This window comes from Bacillus sp. PSXD-155, assembly GCF_049310765.1.
GTDB lineage: Bacteria > Bacillota > Bacilli > Bacillales > Bacillaceae_G > Bacillus_A > Bacillus_A cereus.
Map to the genome: position 1 here is coordinate 6,266 of NZ_JBMOWC010000045.1, position 21,587 is coordinate 27,852.

Consider the following 21,587-nt stretch of genomic DNA (forward strand, 5'->3'; position numbering starts at 1 on the left):
AATGGGAGACGTTATTGATATATATGGTTTATCACCTTTGCAAAAAGGAATACTGTTTCATACTTTATACGATCAAGATGATGAACATTCTTTTTCCTATATTGTACAAGTAGGTTTCTTGCTCGGGGGACAATTGGATGTTGCTACTTTTGAAAAAGCTTGGGAATATGTTATTCAACGACATGAGGTTCTGCGCTCAGTATTTGTATGGGAGGAAGTAGAAAAACCTCTACAAGCAGTTTACGAATGTCTTCCTTTTACTATTCATCAAGAGGATTGGAGTACCTATTCGCATAAGGAGAAGGAGAAGAAATTACAACAGTTTTTGACTGCAGATCGTAGGAAAGGATTTTTATTGGATGAAGCACCATTGATGAGAGTCACTGCGATTAAAGAAGCAAAAGAGGAAACGAGAATTATCTGGACACATCATCATATTTCGCTAGATGGATGGAGTGTGTCATTGGTCTTTAGTGAAGTGATGGAAGTTTATCTCAAGATGATAAAGGGAGAATTGTTGAATCTTCCTAAATCTCTTCCTTATAAAAAATATATTCAATGGATAAATAAACAAGATCAAAGTCAAGCAGAGGAATTTTGGAAAGAAGAATTAAAAGGGTTCTATGCACCTACTCCATTAGCAATGGAAAGAAAGGATCAAGGACAAGAGAAGGGTTATGGAGAGTGTGCTTATCAAGTATCTGAGGAACTTACTGAGAGTTTACAAAAGTGGGTACGAAATAGTCGATTAACGTTGAATACGTTAGTACAAGGTGCATGGGCTTATTTGATGAGTAGGTATAGCGGTGACAGTGACGTCGTATTTGGCGTAACTAGCGCTGGACGTCCTACTGATTTAATAGGAGCAGAGAATATGGTGGGGCTATTTATTAACACATTACCTACCAGAATTCGATTAACGGATAATACATCAGTAGTAGATTGGCTTCGTAAAATACAAATGAAAGAAATGGAACGAAGACAGTATGAGTATAATTCGTTGATAGATATTCAAGGCTGGAGTGAGGTTCCGCGAAATTGCTCCTTATTTCATACCTTGTATGTGTTTGAAAATTATCCAATTCAAGGTGAGAGAAATGATGATTTAAGATTACTAGATGTTAAAAGCACGGAACAAACAAATTATCCTTTAACACTCATTGTAATGCCCGGTAAGAAAATTACTTTAAAGTTGATGTATGATCGAAGCTATTTTAATGAAGAAGCAATAAATCGGATTCAGAATCACTTATTGCAAATATTAATTCAGATGACGAAGAGCCTAGATTCAAAACTATTTGAAATTACTCATTTAACAGAAGAAGAACAAATACAGTTACTAGAGGAATGGAATCATACTCAAGTTAATTATTCGGCTGAAGGCATGATTCATACGATGTTTGAGGAGCAAGTAAAAAAAACACCGGAAGCAATCGCGGCTAGTTACGAAAATGAACAAATTACCTATAAAGAGTTGGAGAAGCGTGCAAATCAGTTAGCTCATTATTTACAAAAGCATGGTGTAGGCCCAGAGTCTCTAGTTGGGGTATATTTGGAACGTTCATTACAAATGATGATAGCGTTATTAGGTATTCTAAAATCAGGAGCAGCGTATGTTCCACTTGACCCTACTTATCCAGAGAGTCGACTTCGATATATATTAGAGGATGCTGGAATCGAAGTACTAGTGACGGGGGAGAATTCTAAAAATTTGTTTGTATCTGAAAGTATAGAAACGATTTGTATGAATAAAGATTACACTGCAATTGAAAAAGAAGAAACAACCCCATGTATAAGTGGTGTAACAGGAGAAAATTTAGCGTATGTTATGTATACTTCAGGATCTACAGGGAATCCAAAGGGAGTAATGATTGAGCATCATTCAGTAATTAATTATCTAGAATGGATGCAACATAAATATCCGCTTTCTGAAAAAGATGTGGTCTTGCAGAAAACGCCATTCTCATTTGATGTCTCTGTTTGGGAATTGTTTTGGGGCATTCACGTTGGTGCAAGTGTATCTTTCCTACCTCCAGGTGGAGAAAAAGATCCTTCTATTATAGCTGAAGTGATTAAACAACATCAGGTTACTATAGTTCAATTTGTACCTTCGATGTTATCTGTTTTCTTAGATTACTTCAATCATATTGAATTGAACATGAATTGTTCGTCCGTACGCCATGTATTTTCTGGTGGAGAAGAACTAAGTTCAGGGTTAGTTAGACGTTTTCAACAAAAATGGGATTATAGTGGACAAGTGAAATTAACCAACTTTTATGGGCCAACTGAAGCCACTATTTATGTCAATGCATTTGATATTCAGCCTAATCAAGAATTTGTTTCTATTGGGCAGCCAATACAGAACACGCAATTATATGTATTAGACCAAAATCAACGCTTGCAATCAATAGGAATTGAGGGTGAGTTATATATTGGTGGTGCTGGTTTAGCACGTGGATACTTAAATCGTCCGAATCTTACTGCTGAAAAATTCGTTTCGCATCCATTCCAATTGGGAGAACGACTATATCGAACAGGAGATTCAGTAAGATATCTAACTGATGGAAATATAGAATTTATAGGTAGAATGGACCATCAAGTCAAAATGCGTGGTTTTAGGATTGAATTAGGAGAAATTGAAGCCATTTTAGAAAAATGTTCGTTTATTAAAGAGGCTGTTGTATTAGTTAGAGAAGATCGTCCAGGTGATCAACGATTGGTTGCATATGTAATAAGTGATGGAAATACCCAAGAGTGGAGAGAGTATTTACAAAACCAATTACCGAATCATATGATTCCAGCGCACTTTATAGAGTTAGAACACTTCCCGCTTACTCCGAATGGGAAAATTGATCGAAAGGCCTTGCCAGCACCTGATGAGCAAGCTATTGAAGATTTAAATGTGCTACCCCGGACGCCATCGGAAGAGCTTATTGCCTCGGTTTGGAGTCAAGTGTTAGGAACAGAAAATATTGGTATTCAGGATTCCTTCTTTGAACGTGGTGGGCACTCACTACTTGCTACTCAAATCGTCTCTAGATTGCAAGAACTGTTCCAAATTAAAATTCCATTACGTGAACTTTTCAAGCACGATACAGTGGAAGCATTGGCGAAACGAGTGAATCAGTTACGAAAAGAAGATAAAAAACGAGAGGTTGCTCCTCTTGTACCTATGAAACGAGAAGAAGTTATCCCACTTTCCTATGCGCAGAAACGTCTATGGTTTATTGATCAATTAATGCCAAATAGTGCTATGTACAATATTCATGCAGCGTGTCGCTTAACAGGTAAATGGTCAATTGAAGCATTGGAGGTCGGATGGAATCAATTGTTGGAGCGTCATGAATCATTAAGGACGACAATTCTAGAACAAGAGGGTGAACCTTTTCAACAGGTTCAATCTCATGTGTTCAGACATATTCCTCAAACGAATCTAACAGATCTTTCTTTGGAAGATAGGGAAAGAGAAATGAAACGCCTTATTCAAAACGAGGCGGAGGAACCATTTCATTTTGGACAAGGTCCTCTGATTCGAACACGAATATTGAAAGTGGACAGGGAAGAATGGGTTCTCATTTGTACGATGCATCATATTATTTCAGATGGATGGTCAATGGGAATCTTACTTGAAGAATGGATGGCTTTTTATGAAGGAGCACTAACCGGAAAACCAGTGGAATTGAAGGAGTTATCTATCCAATATGCAGATTTTGTCATGTGGCAGAAGGAATGGCAAAAAGAGGAGAATTTGAATCAGCATCTTCAATATTGGAAGGAAGAATTATCTGGGGAACTACCAGTTTTACAATTACCGATGGATCGTCCTCGACCTGCAGTTCAAACCCATCGTGGTGCAAGTCAGTCCTTAATAGTGGCGAATTCCCTACAGGAAAAGCTCAAAGATTTAAGTTTGCAAGAAGGATGCACTTTATTTATGACATTGATGGCAGCGTATCAAAGCTTCCTTTCTCGTTATACAGGACAGGACGACATTATAGTTGGAAGCCCAATCGCTAATCGAAATGTGAAAGAGATTGAGGGATTAATAGGATTCTTTGCAAACACGTTGGTTTATCGAGCTGATTTCAGTGGAAATCCGACGTTCCAAGAACTATTGTCGCAGGTAAGAAAAAAAGCGCTAAAAGCATACGAGTATCAGGACATCCCATTTGAGAAAGTGGTAGAATCCGTAAAACCTGAACGGAATACAAGTCATTCACCAATATTCCAAACTTTGTTTACTTTACAGAATACGAAACAAGAATTTCTTCAGCTATCTGAAAGACAAATGGAACTCATGGAAAGCCATGCTTCTGTTGCCAAATTTGATTTGAGTTTATTTGCTTCTGAGACGGAAGAAGGATTATCACTAACCTTTGAATATAATACTGATTTGTTTAATGATACAACCATTGAACGTATGGCAAGTCATTTTAAACATTGGTTAAATCAAATTGTCTCTCATCCAAAATGTGTATTATCAGAACTGAATATGTTATCGAAAGTAGAATATAAGCAACTACTAGAGGGATGGAACAAATCGCGTTTTATAGATATGGAAGAAAGTACAATTCATACAATGTTTGAAGAACAGGTGAAAAAAACACCAGAAGCAATTGCAGTAGTGTGCGAAGATGAAGAACTAACATATCGAGAGTTGGACGAACGCTCGAATCAGTTGGCACATTATTTACAAAAAAATGGTGTAACATGCGAATCATTAGTTGGGATTTGCGTTACACGTTCATCTGAGATGATTGTCGGTCTCTTAGGAATTATGAAGGCGGGAGGAGCATATGTCCCAATTGATCCAGCGTATCCGGAAAGTCGACTGCAGTACATTTTAGAAGATGCTCAAATAAAGGTACTGGTGACACAGGAAAAGTTACAACAAAAAATGGTTATACCTAAATTCGTCAACGTGATTTGTATTGATCGTAATCGAGCAGAAATAGAACAAGAAGTAACTACAGTATGTACGAGTGAAGTGACGGGCGATAACTTAGCCTATATTATCTATACTTCAGGTTCCACTGGAAATCCAAAGGGAGTAATGATTGAGCACAGGAATACAGTAACAATGATTCATTGGGCGCATCACACGTATTCTCGAAAGGAATTAGCGGGAGTGTTAGCTTCAACTTCGCTATCTTTTGATTTATCTGTTTTTGAAGTGTTTGTTCCCTTAACGATGGGTGGTAAGGTGATTGTCACTGAAAATGCTCTACATCTAGAGAAGTTGTCTACCAAAGGTGTGACTTTGGTTAATACTGTACCATCGGCAGCGAAGGAACTGGTTCGAGCAAAAACAATCCCTTCTTCGGTAAAGGTGATGAATTTGGCTGGAGAACCATTGCCATATTCGCTTGTTCAAGATTTATACGAGAGAAGTACGATCGAAAAGGTGTACAACCTATATGGACCGTCCGAAGATACTACGTATTCCACGTATATGGAATTAGAAAAGTGTGACATGCATAGGGTACCACAAATTGGTAAACCAATATTCAATACAGAAGTATATGTACTGAGTGCCGAACAAAAAATGGTTCCAATTGGTGTAGTTGGTGAGCTATACATTGGTGGATCAGGGTTAGCGCGTGGATATTTAAACCGCCCTGACTTAACGCAAGATCGTTTTATACCGCATCCGTTTAAAGAAGGAGAGCGAGTATACCGGACGGGAGATTTAGTAAGGTATTTGCCGGATGGAAATTTGGAGTATGTTGGACGAATCGATCATCAAGTAAAAATTCGTGGGTTCCGGATTGAACTAGGAGAAATTGAAGCGACATTACAAAGGCATACATTAGTTAACGAAGCTATTGTGATGGTGCGGGAAGATTATCCTGGCGATCTGCGTTTGATCGCCTATGTTGTAGGAGGCGGGGATGCTCAAAAGTGGCGTGATTATCTCAAGGATCAACTACCAAATTATATGATCCCAGCCTATTTTGTTGGATTAAATGCATTTCCACTCACTCCTAATGGGAAAATTGATAGGAAGGCCTTACCGGCACCAGAGAGACAGGAGATAGCAAGTGGTTATATTGCTCCTCGTACGTCTACGGAAAAAACAATCGTTTCGATATGGCATGAAGTTTTAGGTATGGAAAACATCGGAATTCAAGATTCGTTTTTTGAAATTGGTGGCCATTCACTACTCGCTACGCAAGCTGTTTCCAATCTTAAAGAGGCTTTTGGAATCGAGATACCATTGCATGATTTATTTATGTTTCATACGGTGCAGCAATTGGCAGAACAGATTGATCAATTGCTTGATAACAAAAATCAAGAAATGCAGAATGATAGTAAGGAGAATGTTAGTCTTCAAGACTATGTTCAAAAAGAAGCAGAAGTGAGTAATGATGAAGAATTACTGGAACTACTTAAGCAATTAGAGGAGCTATCAGAGGAAGAAGCACAAGGGATATTCGAGAGTAATTTGATTGAGGAAGGGGTAAAAAAATGAGAAGTGATTTACTTGCAAAGCTGAGTTCACTTTCTCCTGAGAAGAGAGCATGGCTTCAGAAGCAAATGCAAAAAAAGGTGAATAAAGAAGCACTCCCGTTGTCTTATGCACAACAACGTTTGTGGTTTATGGACAGATTTAACCCAAACAGTTCTTTATATAATATTCCAACAGTATGGCATCTAAAAGGAAATTGGATACCTGAAGCATTAGAAAAGGGATTCAATCGACTCATTGAACGCCATGAATCATTACGAACTGTTTTTAAAGAAGTAGGAGAACAACCTGTGCAACAAATTGTCGAATTCCTTCCTAGAGCATTACCTGTAAGAGATTACTCTCAACTTCCTCTAGAAGTAAAAGAAAAAGAGGTAGATAGTTTAATTGCGAGAGAAGCGCAAGAACCATTTGATTTAATGAATGGTCCTTTAATTCGTAATCAGCTTGTTCAATTAGAGAAGGATGAATGGTTATTACAGTGTACGATGCATCATATTATTTCTGATGCTTGGTCCATTGGTATATTCATGAATGAATTACTTGCTTTCTATGAAGAAGAAACGGGCGGAAATCCTGCTAAATTAAGTTCACTATCCATTCAATATGCAGACTTTGCGAAGTGGCAAAAGGAGTGGTTGCAAGGTGATGTGCTAAATCGTCAGCTTACGTATTGGCAGGAAGAATTGTCTGGTGAACTTCCTATCTTACAACTGCCAGTGGATCGACCTCGACCGGTTAAGCAGACTTACTCTGGGGCTACGCATCATGTAATTTTTCCTTATAAATTGCTCAGTCAATTGAAGGATATAAGTCGACAAGAAGGATCTACTTTATTTATGACTTTAATGGCCGCATACCAGAGCTTTCTTGCTCGTTATACGGGACAAAAAGATATCCTAGTTGGTAGTCCGATTGCAAATCGGAACCATAAGGGAGTAGAAGGATTAATTGGTTTCTTTGTTAATACGTTGGTTTACCGATCAGATTTGAGTGGCACCCCTACTTTTCGAGAGATTTTGAACCAAACAAAGAAAAAGGCGTTAAAAGCTTACGAATATCAAGATATACCATTTGAAAAAGTGGTAGAAGCTGTGCAACCTGAACGAAGCATGAGTCATTCCCCTATATTTCAGACCATGTTTACGCTACAGAATATAAAACAAGAACGACTAGATTTGCCTGATAGAAGTATTGAAATGGTAGAAAGTAATATGTCTATTGCTAAATTTGATTTGAGCTTAACTGCCTATGAAGTGGAAGAAGGTCTATTCGTCTCATTTGAATACAACACGGATTTATTTGATAGTAGTACCATTGCACGTATGGCAGGACATTTTGAGAACTGGCTAAATGAAATCACGTATCATCCAGATGAATCATATACAAAGCTGTCAATGTTATCGGATACTGAGCAAAAACAACTCCTAGAAGAATGGAATGATACGGACGTAGTTTATGGGCATGATTGTATGATTCATGAGCTATTTGAGCAGCAAGTTGCACGTACACCTAATGCAGTGGCGGTAGTTTATGAGGGTGGAAAGCTAACGTATCAAGAACTGAATGAAAAATCGAATCAATTGGCACATTTTCTACAAAAACGAGGTATCGGACCTGAATCATTAGTCGGTATATGTATTGAACGTTCTCCTGATATGATTATTGGTCTCTTTGGGATTTTGAAAGCAGGTGGGGCTTATGTCCCACTGGACCCAAGTTATCCCGAAAACCGCCTGAGATACATTTTGGAGAATTCACAAATTCAAGTGCTGTTAACAAAAGAGGCACTACAGGACTGGTTACCTAAAGATATTCAAGCAATTTGTTTAGACCGGGATCAAGTAATGATTTCTAAAGAGAGTAATTTAGCTCCGGTGAGTGGAGTAACAGCAAATAACTTAGCCTATATTATATACACTTCGGGTTCGACGGGAAATCCAAAGGGGGTAATGATTGAACATCATTCTGTTATCAATCGCCTACAGTGGATGCAGAAAAAATACCCATTGTCTGAGGAGGATACAATCCTACAAAAGACACCGTTTTCGTTTGATGTTTCTGTCTGGGAATTATTTTGGTGGTCATTTGTAGGAGCACGTGTTTGTTTACTTCCACCAGGAGGAGAGAAAGATCCTGCGGTGATTGAGGAGTATATTGAACGATATCGTGTGTCCACCATGCACTTTGTTCCGTCGATGTTATCTACTTTCTTAGATTATATGGAACTATATAATTCGAAAAGGGATGTATCGTCTTTAATTCAAGTTTTTACTAGTGGAGAAGCGTTAAACACTGAGCAGGTTCGCCGGTTTAAGGGGATCCTTTACAATGCTCAGCAAACAAAGTTAATTAACTTGTATGGTCCAACTGAAGCAACTGTGGATGTGACTTATTACGATTGTGATTTAGAAAAAGAACCAATGCTTATTCCAATTGGTCGTCCGATTGATAATACAGAGTTGTATGTGTTAGATCAATATCAACAAGTGGTCCCGATTGGTGTGGCAGGGGAACTTTACCTTGGAGGAGTAGGATTAGCACGTGGCTACTTCAATCGACCGGATTTAACTACTGAACGTTTTATTCCGCATCCCTTTAAGGACGGGGAACGATTATATCGAACGGGTGACTTGGTGAGATATATGAATGATCGTAACTTAGAATATATTGGAAGAATAGATAACCAAGTTAAAATTAGAGGATTCCGAATTGAATTGGGAGAAATTGAAGCAGCTTTACATGATCACTCATCTGTAAAAGAGGCAGTCGTGTTGGTGAAGGAAGATCGACCAGGAGATAAGCAGTTAATAGCTTATGTAGTGGGTGAAGGCGATACTGGGGAGTGGCGTGAATATCTCAAGAAGCAACTGCCACATTATATGGTTCCGGCATACTTTTTCAAAATTGAAGGTATGCCACTCACTCCAAATGGTAAGGTGAATCGGAAAGCCTTACTGGAATTAGAAGAACAGTTCATAAGTGAAGATATTACTTCATCACGAACACCAGTGGAGGAGCTTATCGTTTCCGTTTGGAGCCAAGTGTTAGGAATAAAAAATATTAATGTTCAGGATTCCTTTTTTGAAATCGGTGGTCATTCACTACTAGCTACTCAAGTAGTTTCACGTTTACAGGGAATTTTTCAAATCGAATTACCAGTACGTGAACTATTTGAATATACAACGGTGGAGTCACTGGCAAAGCGATTAGATCAGTTACGTAAAGGAGATAAAAAACGAGAGATTCCGCCGCTAATACCAATGAAACGAGGAGAAGCTATCCCACTATCTTATGCCCAACAACGCTTATGGTTCATTGATCAATTTACACCTAATAGTGCCCTTTACAATATGCCAATGGTATGCCGCCTTACAGGGAATTGGCTACTTGAAGCATTGGAAACGGGATGGAATCAACTAATAGAACGTCATGAATCACTGCGGACGGTCTTTCACGAAGTGAACGGTCAACCCGTACAGCAAATTGAACCGTATGCTTTTCAATCAATTCCGAAAACGGATTTAACTATGCTTTCTTCTGAAGATCAAGAAGAAGAAGTTAAACGTTTAATTCAACAAGAAACAGAAGTGCCATTTGATTTAACAGAGGGTCCATTAATCAGGACAAGTATTTTGCGCGTGGGAGAGGAAGAATGGGTACTCCTTTGTACTCTACATCATATCATTTCAGATGGATGGTCAATGGGAATCCTACTTGAAGAATGGATGGCATTTTATGAGAAAGAAACGGATGGAAAGGTAGCGGAACTTGAACCATTACCGGTTCAATATGCCGACTTTGCTCAGTGGCAAAAAGGATGGCTAAAGGAGGAGGTGCTTAATCAACAACTCCAATATTGGAGGGAAGAATTGTCTGGGGAGCTTCCTGTACTCCAACTTCCTATGGATCGCCCGCGTCCCGCAATACAAACTCATCACGGGTCGACATACACTCTGGTTCTGTCAAGCACGCTACATGATAAATTGAATGAACTTAGTCGAAAAGAAGGGGCTACACTCTTCATGACGCTTTTAGCTGCATATCAAAGTTTTCTATCTCGTTATACGGGACAAGAAGATATCCTGGTCGGAAGCCCAATTGCGAATCGGAATTATAGAGAAATTGAAGGACTAATTGGTTTCTTCGTTAACACGCTGGTTTATCGAGCTAATTTGAGTGGTAGACCGACATTTCAAGATGTACTATATCAGGTTCGTCAAAAGGCATTGAAGGCGTATGAATATCAAGATATTCCATTTGAAAAAATTGTAGAAGTTGTGCAACCGGAACGAAGTACAAGTCATTCGCCAATCTTCCAGACTATGTTCATCTTGCAAAATATGAAACAAGAGTTTCCGATGTTATCTAGTAGAAGTATTGAAATGATAGAAAGCCATAGTCCAATTGCAAAGTTTGATTTAAGTGTAATGGCAGCTGAGACGGAAGAGGGATTACTTTTTACTTTTGAGTATAATAAGGATTTATTCAATGCTACTACTATTGAACGGATGGCAGGACACTTTGAGAAATGGCTACATGAAGTTTCTCATCGCCCACAAAATCCGTTGCATGACCTAAGCATGCTATCAGAACCCGAGCGTACTTTGTTATTAGAAACATGGAATGACACTGTAATGGAAATGTCTCATCAGGGTCTTATTTGCGACAGATTTGAGGAGCAAGTAGCAAGGCGTCCGGATGCGATTGCGGTAGTTGATCAAACAAAACAGTGGACTTATGGTGAACTGGATACACAAGCAAATCAGTTGGCAAATGTTTTACGGCGAAAGGGAGTAGCCCCAGAGTCAGTGGTAGGAGTTTATCTTCCGAGGTCAGCTGAGCTAATGGCAAGTTTACTAGGCATTTTAAAAGCTGGTGGAGCTTATGTTGTTTTAGATCCGTTGTATCCAAAATCAAGGTTAGAATACATGATTGAAGATGCAGGAATTCAATTTGTAGTGACGGCGGAAGGACAAGAAGGACATTTCGCACACGTCGAAATGGTGAGGTTAGAAGAACTAACAGTGGAAAGCGTAATCGCACCTACACGTCAAATAAATCCAGAGAACTTAGCCTATATTGTTTATACCTCTGGTTCTACAGGAAAACCGAAGGGTGTCATGGTTGAAAATCGCTCATTAATGAATATGGTTTCTTGGCATCAAGAAGTTTATCATATTTCAGCAGAGGATCGTGCGACTCAGATTGCAGGGGTTGCTTTTGATTCGGCTGTCCAGGAGATTTGGCCGTATCTAACTGCTGGCGCAGCACTCTACTTGTCAACAGAGGAACTGAGAATTAATCCAGAAGCACTAAGGGACTGGCTCATTGATTCACGAATAACAGCTAGTTTTGCACCTACGCCTATTCTGGAAAGACTCTTGAAATTATCTTGGCCAGATAAAACGGATCTTCGTTTTATCATTACTGGTGGGGATCAATTAACGCAGTATCCATCTAGCGATATTCCTTTTGCGGTAATTAATCAGTATGGTCCATCGGAAAATACCGTTGTTACCACAGATTGTTACGTACCTGTAGGGGTGACAACAGGTACGCCATCGATTGGTCGACCGATTGCGAATACAGAAGTTTATGTGTTAGATTCTCATCTTCAGCTAGTACCAATTGGTGTAATTGGAGATCTCTATATTGGAGGGAAGAGTCTTGCACGTGGATATGCTAATCGTCCGGATCTTACAAAGGAAAAATTTATTCCACATCCTTTCAAGTCAGGAGAACGTCTCTATTATACAGGAGACAAAGCAAGTTATCTTTCTGATGGTAATCTCCAGTTCCATGGACGTATAGATGACCAAGTGAAAATTCGTGGTTTCCGGATTGAATTGGGAGAAATAGAAGCTGTTTTGCAGGCGCATTCTTCTGTGAAAGAAGCTGTTGTATTGGCGCGAGAGGATAATCAAGGTGATAAGAGATTAGTAGCTTATGTAGTTGGTGAAGGAAGTGTCCATGAATGGCGAGAACACCTACAAACACATTTACCTAATTACATGGTTCCAACAAACTTTATTGAGATGGAATTTTTACCACTTACACCGAATGGAAAGCTTGATTTGAAGGCATTACCTATACTTAGTGAACAATCCGCTGAAAATACTGTATACCCAAGAACTCCGCTGGAAGAACTTATTGCTTCAGTGTGGAGTCAAGTGCTAGGAATAAGAGACATTGATGTTCAGGATTCTTTCTTTGAGCTCGGTGGTCACTCTCTACTTGCTACACAAGTGGTCTCACGCTTACAGGAAGTCTTTCAAATCAAATTGCCAGTACGTGAACTGTTCGAATATTCAACGGTCGAGGCATTATCGAAACGAATAGATCAGTTACGTAAGGGGAGCGAAAAACGAGAAATTCCACCATTGATGCCGATGGAACGAGGGGGAAATATTCCACTGTCTTATGCCCAACAGCGCTTATGGTTTATTGATCAATTTGCACCTAATAGTGCACTTTATAATATGCCAATGGCATGCCGTCTTACAGGGAATTGGTTACCTGAGGCATTGGAGTTGGGATGGAATCAGTTGATAGAGCGTCATGAATCTTTGCGGACTGTATTTTATGAAGAGGATGGCCATCCTATGCAGCGGATTCAACCGTACGTTTTCCGTCCGCTTCTGCAAATGGACTTAACTAAGCTTTCATTAGAGGAGCGAGAAAGAAAGTTGGAGCAATGGATTCAAACTGAAGTCGAATCTCCATTTGATTTAGAAAAAGGGCCATTGTTCCGTGGGAAACTCATAAGAATTTCAGAAGAAGAATGGGTTCTTCTATGTAATATGCATCATATTATCTCAGATGGATGGTCGATGGAAATCTTGCTTCAAGAATGGATGGCATTTTATGAGAATGCGATTGGTGAAAAACAAGCAGAGCTGGAACCACTACCAGTTCAATATGCCGATTTTGCTCAGTGGCAAAGAGAATGGTTGAAAGATGAAGTACTATATCAACAACTTGCGTATTGGAAGGAAGAATTATCCGGTGAGTTACCAGTCTTAATGTTGCCAATGGATCGTCCGCGTCCGCCAGTGCAAACCCACCATGGATTAACTCATAATGTTTTGTTATCGCGCTCATTACTGGATAAATTAAACGAACTAAGTCGTCAAGAAGGGGCCACACTTTTCATGACCTTATTGGCATCGTATCAAAGTTTCCTTGCTCGTTATACGGGACAAACGGATATTATTGTTGGCAGCCCAATTGCAAATCGAAATTATCGAGAAATTGAAGGGCTGATTGGTTTCTTTGTCAATACATTGGTTTATCGAGCTGATTTAAGTAATGCACCGGCATTTCAAGAGTTGTTGTCTCAAGTGAGGATAAAAGCATTGAAGGCGTATGAGTATCAAGATGTTCCGTTTGAGAAAATTGTAGAGGTTATCCAACCTGAACGAAATACAAGCCATTCTCCGATTTTCCAAACCATGTTTACTTTGCAAAATACGGGACAGAAGCTACCAGAACTACATGGAAGAAATATAGAAGTAATAGAAAGTAATGCTCCTATCGCTAAGTTTGATTTAAGTTTAACTGCTGCAGAAGTGGAAGAGGGTTTATTACTTACTTTTGTTTATAGAACTGATTTATTTGACAGCTTAACTATTGAATCCATGGCTGAACACTTTGGGAACTGGTTGAATGTAATCGTGGAGAATCCTGATAAATCATTAGCTAAGTTGCCTATATTGTCAGGATTACAGCAAAAACAGTTGGAGGAGTGGAATAATGATGCTGTAGCATATCCACAGGAAAGTACGATTCATCAGCTGTTTAAAGAGCAAGTAAATCGTACACCTGATGCGGTAGCAGTGGTAGATGAAAAACAGAAGTTAACGTATCGAGAGCTGAATGAAAAAGCTAATCAATTGACCCACTATCTTCAGCAATGCGGGATTGGGAATGAATCATTGGTTGGACTTTGCTTTGAGCGTTCAGTTGAGATGATTGTTAGTATTATGGGGATTTGGAAGGCTGGAGCAGCCTATGTTCCATTAGACCCATCATATCCAGAAAGTCGTCTACGATATATTTTGGAGGACACTGGAATTCAAGTATTAGTTACGAACGAGTCATTGGAAGACTGGATACCTAAAGAAATCAAGATAGTTTGTCTAGATAGGGATCAAGCAATGATTTCACAAGAAAGCATTCTTTCACCAAAATGTGAAGTAACAGGAGAAAACTTAGCGTATGTTATCTATACTTCAGGATCAACGGGGAATCCAAAGGGTGTCTTGATACAGCATCATTCTGTACTAAACTTGTCGCATGGTTTACAAAAAGAGGTTTTCGAACATGAGATACCATCTAACATGCATGTCGGTTTAAATGCGTCAATTGCCTTTGATGCATCTATCCAGCAATTACAAATGCTGCTTTATGGTTCAAGTTTGTATATTATTCCGAATGAAGTACGAAGTGATCCGGAGCAGTTTGTAGCTTATATTAGGGAGAACAAGTTAGAAATCTTTGATATAACACCTTCATTGCTTCAATTACTTATAGATGCCGGATTGTTAGAAACGTGCGATGGCGTTCATGTTCCAAGTAAGGTACTGGTTGGTGGTGAAGCAATTATTCCGTCATTATGGGAACAGCTAGTAGAGACTGATAAAATACAGTTTTATAATGTATATGGTCCTACAGAATGTACGGTTGATGCAACATGCTATCATATCAAAAAAGATAGTAAGAGAGTAACAATTGGGCGTCCATTGCCTAACGTCCAAACTTATGTATTAGATAGTAATAGGTTGCCAGTTCCAGTTGGTGTGATGGGGGAACTTTATATCGGAGGAGTAGGTCTAGCAAAGGGGTACTTGAATCGTCCAGAGTTAACATCCGAACGATTTATTTCTCATCCATTCAAAGAAGGCGAGAGGTTATATAGAACAGGTGATCTTGTGAGATATCTTCCTGATGGTAATATAGACTACTTAGGAAGAATGGATAATCAAGTGAAGATTAGAGGATTTCGAATCGAACTTGGGGAGATTGAGTCGACTTTACAAGAGCATGACTTGGTAAAAGAGGTAGTTGTAATAGTTAGGGAAAATCAGTCGGGAGATAAGAGGTTAGTAGCTTATGTAGTGGGCGAAGGTAGTGTAGAAGAATGGCGAGAGTATCTTAAAACAAAACTGCCAATCCATATGATACCTTCCTACTTTGTCGAAATGAAAGAATTACCGCTAACCATAAATGGAAAGGTTGATCGGAAATCGTTACCTATACCAGATTATCAAGGAATACAAGAAGGCTACGCGGCCCCAAGAAATGAACGTGAACATAAGCTTTCTATCATTTGGGAACGTGTGCTAGGTTCAAAACGTATTGGTATTTATGATAACTTTTTTGAAATTGGTGGAGATTCAATTCTTAGCATTCAGATTGTCTCTCGCGCAAAGCAAGCTGGTTTACAGTTGACACCAAAACAACTATTTGAACACCAAACGATTGCTGAGTTAGCGCAAGTAGTCAAAGAAGAACAAGGTGTACAAGCTGAACAAGGAATTATAACTGGAGAGACGATACTTACACCTATTCAGCAAAGGTTTTTTGCACAAAATCATCCTAATCCACATCATTGGAATCAATCCATGTTCTTTAGAACGAAAGAAAAATTGGACATAGGATCACTGGAAAAGGCAGCGCGTAACCTTCTACTTCATCATGATGCCCTGCGTTTAAGATATGAACGTTTACCTAATGGGACTTGGGAACAGTGGAATGAAGGAATTGAAGAACAATTGATGCTGACTGTCATTTCATTAGACGAAGTGCCGGAAGCGGATTGGCATGAAGTTATTCAAAAAGAGATTAATGTTGCACAAGAAAGATTGAATTTACATGATGGTCCTTTAATGAGAATGGTGTATTTTGATGAAGGTGAGGAGACTGGTCGATTATTTTGGACAATTCATCACTTAGCCGTGGATGGTGTTTCTTGGCGAATTTTATTGGAAGATTTGCAAACAGCATATACGCAAGCGGTCCAAGGGCAAAAAATTCAATTACCTATGAAGAGTACATCTTTTAAAGAATGGTCGGAGAAATTACAACATTACGCTCAAACTGGAATATCAAAAGAAGTGCTACATTACTGGGAGCAGCAGGTTGAACAAGACGTAGTTATACTGCCAGTAGATGGTACTATAAGTAATCCAGTAAGCGCAGTAACTGAGGAAATTACTGTGGTGTTAAACGAGAATGAGACCCGTATGTTATTGCAAGAGACTTTAAGCACTCACCGTGTCCAAATCAATGAAGTATTATTAGCAGCATTGGTACAAGCTACAGCAGCATGTACGGGGCAGCCGATATTAAGCGTAGATTTAGAGGGACATGGTCGAGAAGAGATTATTGAAGATGTTGATTTATCGAGAACCGTGGGATGGTTTACAAGTATTTACCCAGTTCATTTAAATATTACTAATGCTAATACGCCAATTGCAGCATTAAAAGCAGTTAAAGAACAAGTTCGCAAAATTCCTAATAAGGGTGTTGATTATGGGGTGTTGCGTTACATGAACACAACAATGTGTGAGCCATTAAGCTCCCAATATACACCGTCTATTAGTTTTAACTATCTTGGACAATTTGACCAAATGTTTTCTAGCGATGCAATGTTTATTCCAGAGAACGAATTTAAGCGTTTAGATCATGCTGCCGGTTCCAAGCGATCGCATGTAATTGATGTAATTGGGGTTGTAACGGATGGAAAACTTCAGTTCACTTGGGTATACAATGTTGGACAATTTGCCAAATCAACGATTCAAAGTATTGCACAGAATATGCTATATCAACTGAGTAGATTGATTCAATCTTCAGATAGAGAATCTGCACTGACCATTTCGGATTTTGCAATGGCTAATCTTAGCCAAGAAGGTTTGACAAATGTACTAAATAAAATGCATCGTGGAAAGAACAATCAGATTACTGATTTATATCCACTATCACCTTTGCAAGAAGGTATGATCTTCCACACATTGCATGATCAAGGGGATGAACATGTTGCACCGTATATAGTGCAATTGAGTTTTATGATTCAAGGGGAAATGGATATTCCTACTTTTGAGCAGGCGTGGAAATCTGTAATTCAGCGGCATGAAATTTTTCGTACAGCATTTGTTTGGGACGAAATTGAAGAGCCTGTACAAGTGGTGTATGAAAATATCCCATTTAAAGTGAACAAAGAAGACTGGAGTACAATGACAAGTGAAGAGATAGAAGAAAAAAGAAAAGTCTTTTTGGAATTAGATCGAAAACAAGCCTTCCAATTTGATAAAGCACCATTGATGCGGGTAACAGTCATTCAAGAAGGTGAGGAAGAATATCGGATTGTTTGGACACATCACCATATTTTACTGGATGGATGGAGTTTACCATTGGTCTTTAATGAATTACTTACAGTCTATCAGAAGAGAATGAATGGAGAAGCTGTAAAGTTACCTAAATCCTCACCATATAAGAAATATATCCAATGGCTCAGAGAACAAGATAAGGAGCAGGCGGAACAATTTTGGAGAGAGAAGCTAAAAGGTTTTACTGCACCAACTTTACTGGGCTTAGAAAGTAAAGAGGAAGAAAAAGGTTACACAGAGAAGGTTACGTATTTATCAGAAGAGCAGACTCAAGAGTTACAAGGATGGGCGAAACGAAATAAACTTACTTTAAGTACAGTAATTCAAGGTGCATGGGCATATCTCATGAGCCGATATAGTGGAGAAAATGACATTGTCTTTGGTGTAACAAGCTCAGGGCGTTCTACGGAGATTATTGGTGTTGAAAACATCGTAGGTCCTTTCATTACAACGTCACCGACGCGAATTCAATTGATTGATGATATAAAAGTAATAGATTGGTTGCAGAAGTTACAAGAGGAAGAGTTAGAAAGAAGACAATATGAGTATGCTTCTTTGACAGAGATTCAGGGGTGGAGTGAGGTTCCTAGAGGTACACCGCTGTTCAATTGTTTATATGTGTTTGAAAATTATCCAGTGAAAGAAGAATCTTCAGAAAATCTGGAAATTGGTGAATTGAAAGGGGAAGAACAAACCCACTACCCATTAGGATTGGCTGTAGTTCCAGGAATCCAGTTATCGTTAAAGTTAATGTATGACCGTAGTAAGTTTAATAGATTAACCATTGAACGAATGCTGGGTCATTTACACAAAGTGTTAATGCAAATGCTCAAAAACATTGATCAAAATCTATCGGAGCTAGTATATATTACGGAGGCTGAACAAAGAAAGCTATTGGAAGAATGGAATAATAATGCTATATCCTATCCACGTGAGAATGTAATTCATCAACTATTCGAAGAGCAAGTAAATCGTACACCTGACGCGGTGGCAGTGGTAGATGAAAAACAGCAACTAACGTATCGAGAGCTGAATGAAAGAGCTAATCAATTAGCCCATCATTTACAGAAATGTGGAATTGGGACAGAGTCATTAGTTGGCCTCTGCTTTGATCGATCAGTTGAGATGATTGTTGGTCTCATGGGAATTTGGAAGGCTGGAGCAGCCTATGTTCCATTGGATCCATCGAATCCAGAAAGCCGCCTGCAATATATTTTACAAGACACGGGAATTAAAGTGTTAGTTACAAATGAGGTATTACTAGGATGGATACCTAAAGACATCAAGACAGTTTGCCTAGATAGGGACCAAGCAATGCTTTCTCAAGAAAGCAAACTTTCACCAATTTGTGAGGTAACAGGGGAAAACTTAGCGTATGTTATCTATACTTCTGGTTCGACAGGGAATCCAAAGGGGGCTTTAGTACAGCACCATTCTGTAATAAACCTATCCTATGGTTTACAAAAAGAAGTTTTCTCACATGACATACCTAGTAATATGCGCGTCGGTTTGAATGCGTCAATTGCCTTTGATGTATCTATTCAGCAATTACAAATGTTGCTTTATGGTTCAAGTTTATATATTATCCCAAGTGAAGTTCGCACTAATCCGGAACAATTTGTGTCCTATATTAGGGAGAATAAATTGGAAATGTTTGATATGACACCTTCATTACTTCAATTACTTATAGATGGAGGATTGCTAGAAATAAGTGCTGATGTTCATGTACCAAGTAAGATATTAGTCGGTGGTGAAGCAATCATGCCGTCATTATGGGAACAGCTAGTAGAGACCGAAAAAATTGATTTTTATAACGTATACGGTCCTACAGAATGTACGGTTGATGCAACGTGTTATCATATCAAAAAAGATAGTAAGAGAGTAACAATTGGACGTCCGTTGCCGAACGTTCAAACTTATGTATTGGATAAAAATTTGTTACCTGTTCCAGTTGGTGTAACAGGTGAGCTATATATTGGGGGTGCAGGTATAGCGAGAGGATACTTGAATCGCCCAGAATTAACAGCAGAGCGATTTATCCGTCATCCATTTAATGAAGAAGAACGTTTATATCGTACGGGAGATTTGGTTCGTTATTTACCTGATGGTAATTTAGATTACTTGAGAAGAATTGATAATCAAGTGAAAATTAGGGGCTTTCGTATTGAACTTGAAGAGATTGAAGCGAGTATAGAGAGGCATCCATTGGTAAAAGAAGCAGTAGTTTTGGTAACAGAGGATAAATTAGGAGAGCAGAGATTGGTTGCTTATGTAGTTGGAGATGGTAGTATGCATGAGTGGCGTGAATATCTCAAGACACAAGTACCAAATTATATGGTTCCCGCTCACTTTATTAAGGTAGACGAGATTCCTCTTACAACAAATGGCAAAGTTGATCGAAAGGCATTGAACAATTTAACTATTCATAGAGAAAATAACTTCTCTACACCAATCATTCCAAGGGATGAAATTGAATATCAGTTGATTGAAATCTGGCAGGATGTGTTACAGATAGAAGATGTCTATGTAAATGATGATTTCTTTAATAGAGGAGGACACTCTCTCCTTGTAATTAAATTAGTTTCAAAAATTAAGGAGAAGTTTGGAAAAGAGATTAAGGTGTCTACATTGATTAAGAATCCAACAGTGGAAGGAATCGCATGCCTTATTCGTGATAAGCATGATATGACGAAATCAGTAGTAGCGCTAGTTCCACTACAAGAATCAGAGAAAAGACCTTTCTTCTGCGTTCATCCGTTTATGGGGAATGTATTCTGTTACATTCAACTAGCAAGATTACTTAAGAACCATTGTTCATTTTATGGTTTACAGAATCCTCTTATAGAAAAGAAAGAAATTGACGAGTTGACCTTGCCGGAAGTAATTCAATTTTACATCGAAGAAATAAAAAGTGTTCAGCCAGAAGGTCCATATCGTCTTGGAGGATGGTCTTTAGGCGGTGCAATTGCTTATAAAGTCGCAACTGTACTAAGGAGTCAAGGTGAGGAAGTTGAGTTGTTGGTACTAATGGATACAAAAGTACCATCAGAGCAGGATTATAAAACAAGAGAAGAAATGCTCTCATATATATATGAACATTTCATTCCTAGAGATTTTACTGAGCAGGAAGAAGGCCTCATCCATAAACAAGATATGCTTGTGGAGCGATTAATTATGGAAGGAGTACTCCCGCCAGATGCAGATCTTATGAATTTAAAGCAAGTTATCAATGCTCATAGGAAATGCCTGAACTTAATGGCAGAGAATGATTTGATACCATACTTTGGAAAAGTTATCTACGTTAGTGCTGAGGAAGGAAAAGAGTTGTTTACAGATTGGGGACCTTTATTAAAAGGAAGAGTAAATATGTATTCTGTTTCTGGATCACATGAAGAGATAGTGGATTCACCTGCAGTTGAAAAAATAGCTATTTATGTACTAAATGAATTTGAAGGAATAAAAGAAACATCCCTTTCATTAACGGAAAAGTAGAGAGCACAAAAGATGTAACGCTTATGAATGAAAAGGGCAGCCCAATAACTGCAAACAAGTGTAGGCAATGATGAATATATCAAGAGCATTATTTTTTAAGGGGATAGTGCAAAAATTACTTGATAGATACATATAAACCTATATGAGTTGCTCAAAGTATGATGTAAATGCTCTGAATTCTTTGTAATAGAAGAGAATACCTTGATGATATAACTGAGGAAAGGTGTATATTTTCA

At 38.6% G+C, this 21,587-nt stretch carries 2 protein-coding genes; both read left to right on the forward strand.

Annotated elements, in window-relative coordinates:
• Position 1 precedes the first annotated feature (1 nt).
• On the forward strand, positions 2-6,472 hold the full coding sequence (locus ACO6VI_RS26830) for a non-ribosomal peptide synthetase (protein ID WP_063547298.1): 6,471 nt from the start codon (positions 2-4) through the stop codon (positions 6,470-6,472).
• On the forward strand, positions 6,469-21,351 hold the full coding sequence (locus tag ACO6VI_RS26835; protein ID WP_142951159.1) for a non-ribosomal peptide synthase/polyketide synthase: 14,883 nt from the start codon (positions 6,469-6,471) through the stop codon (positions 21,349-21,351). Before ACO6VI_RS26830 ends, ACO6VI_RS26835 begins: the two co-directional genes overlap by 4 nt.
• The last annotated feature ends 236 nt before the right edge of the window (positions 21,352-21,587 follow it).

Excerpts from the sequence above, each read along its gene's own strand:
- ACO6VI_RS26830 (WP_063547298.1), top strand. The coding sequence starts at position 2 with ATGGGAGACGTTATTGATATATATGGTTTATCACCTTTGCAAAAAGGA.
- ACO6VI_RS26835 (WP_142951159.1), top strand. The coding sequence starts at position 6,469 with ATGAGAAGTGATTTACTTGCAAAGCTGAGTTCACTTTCTCCTGAGAAG.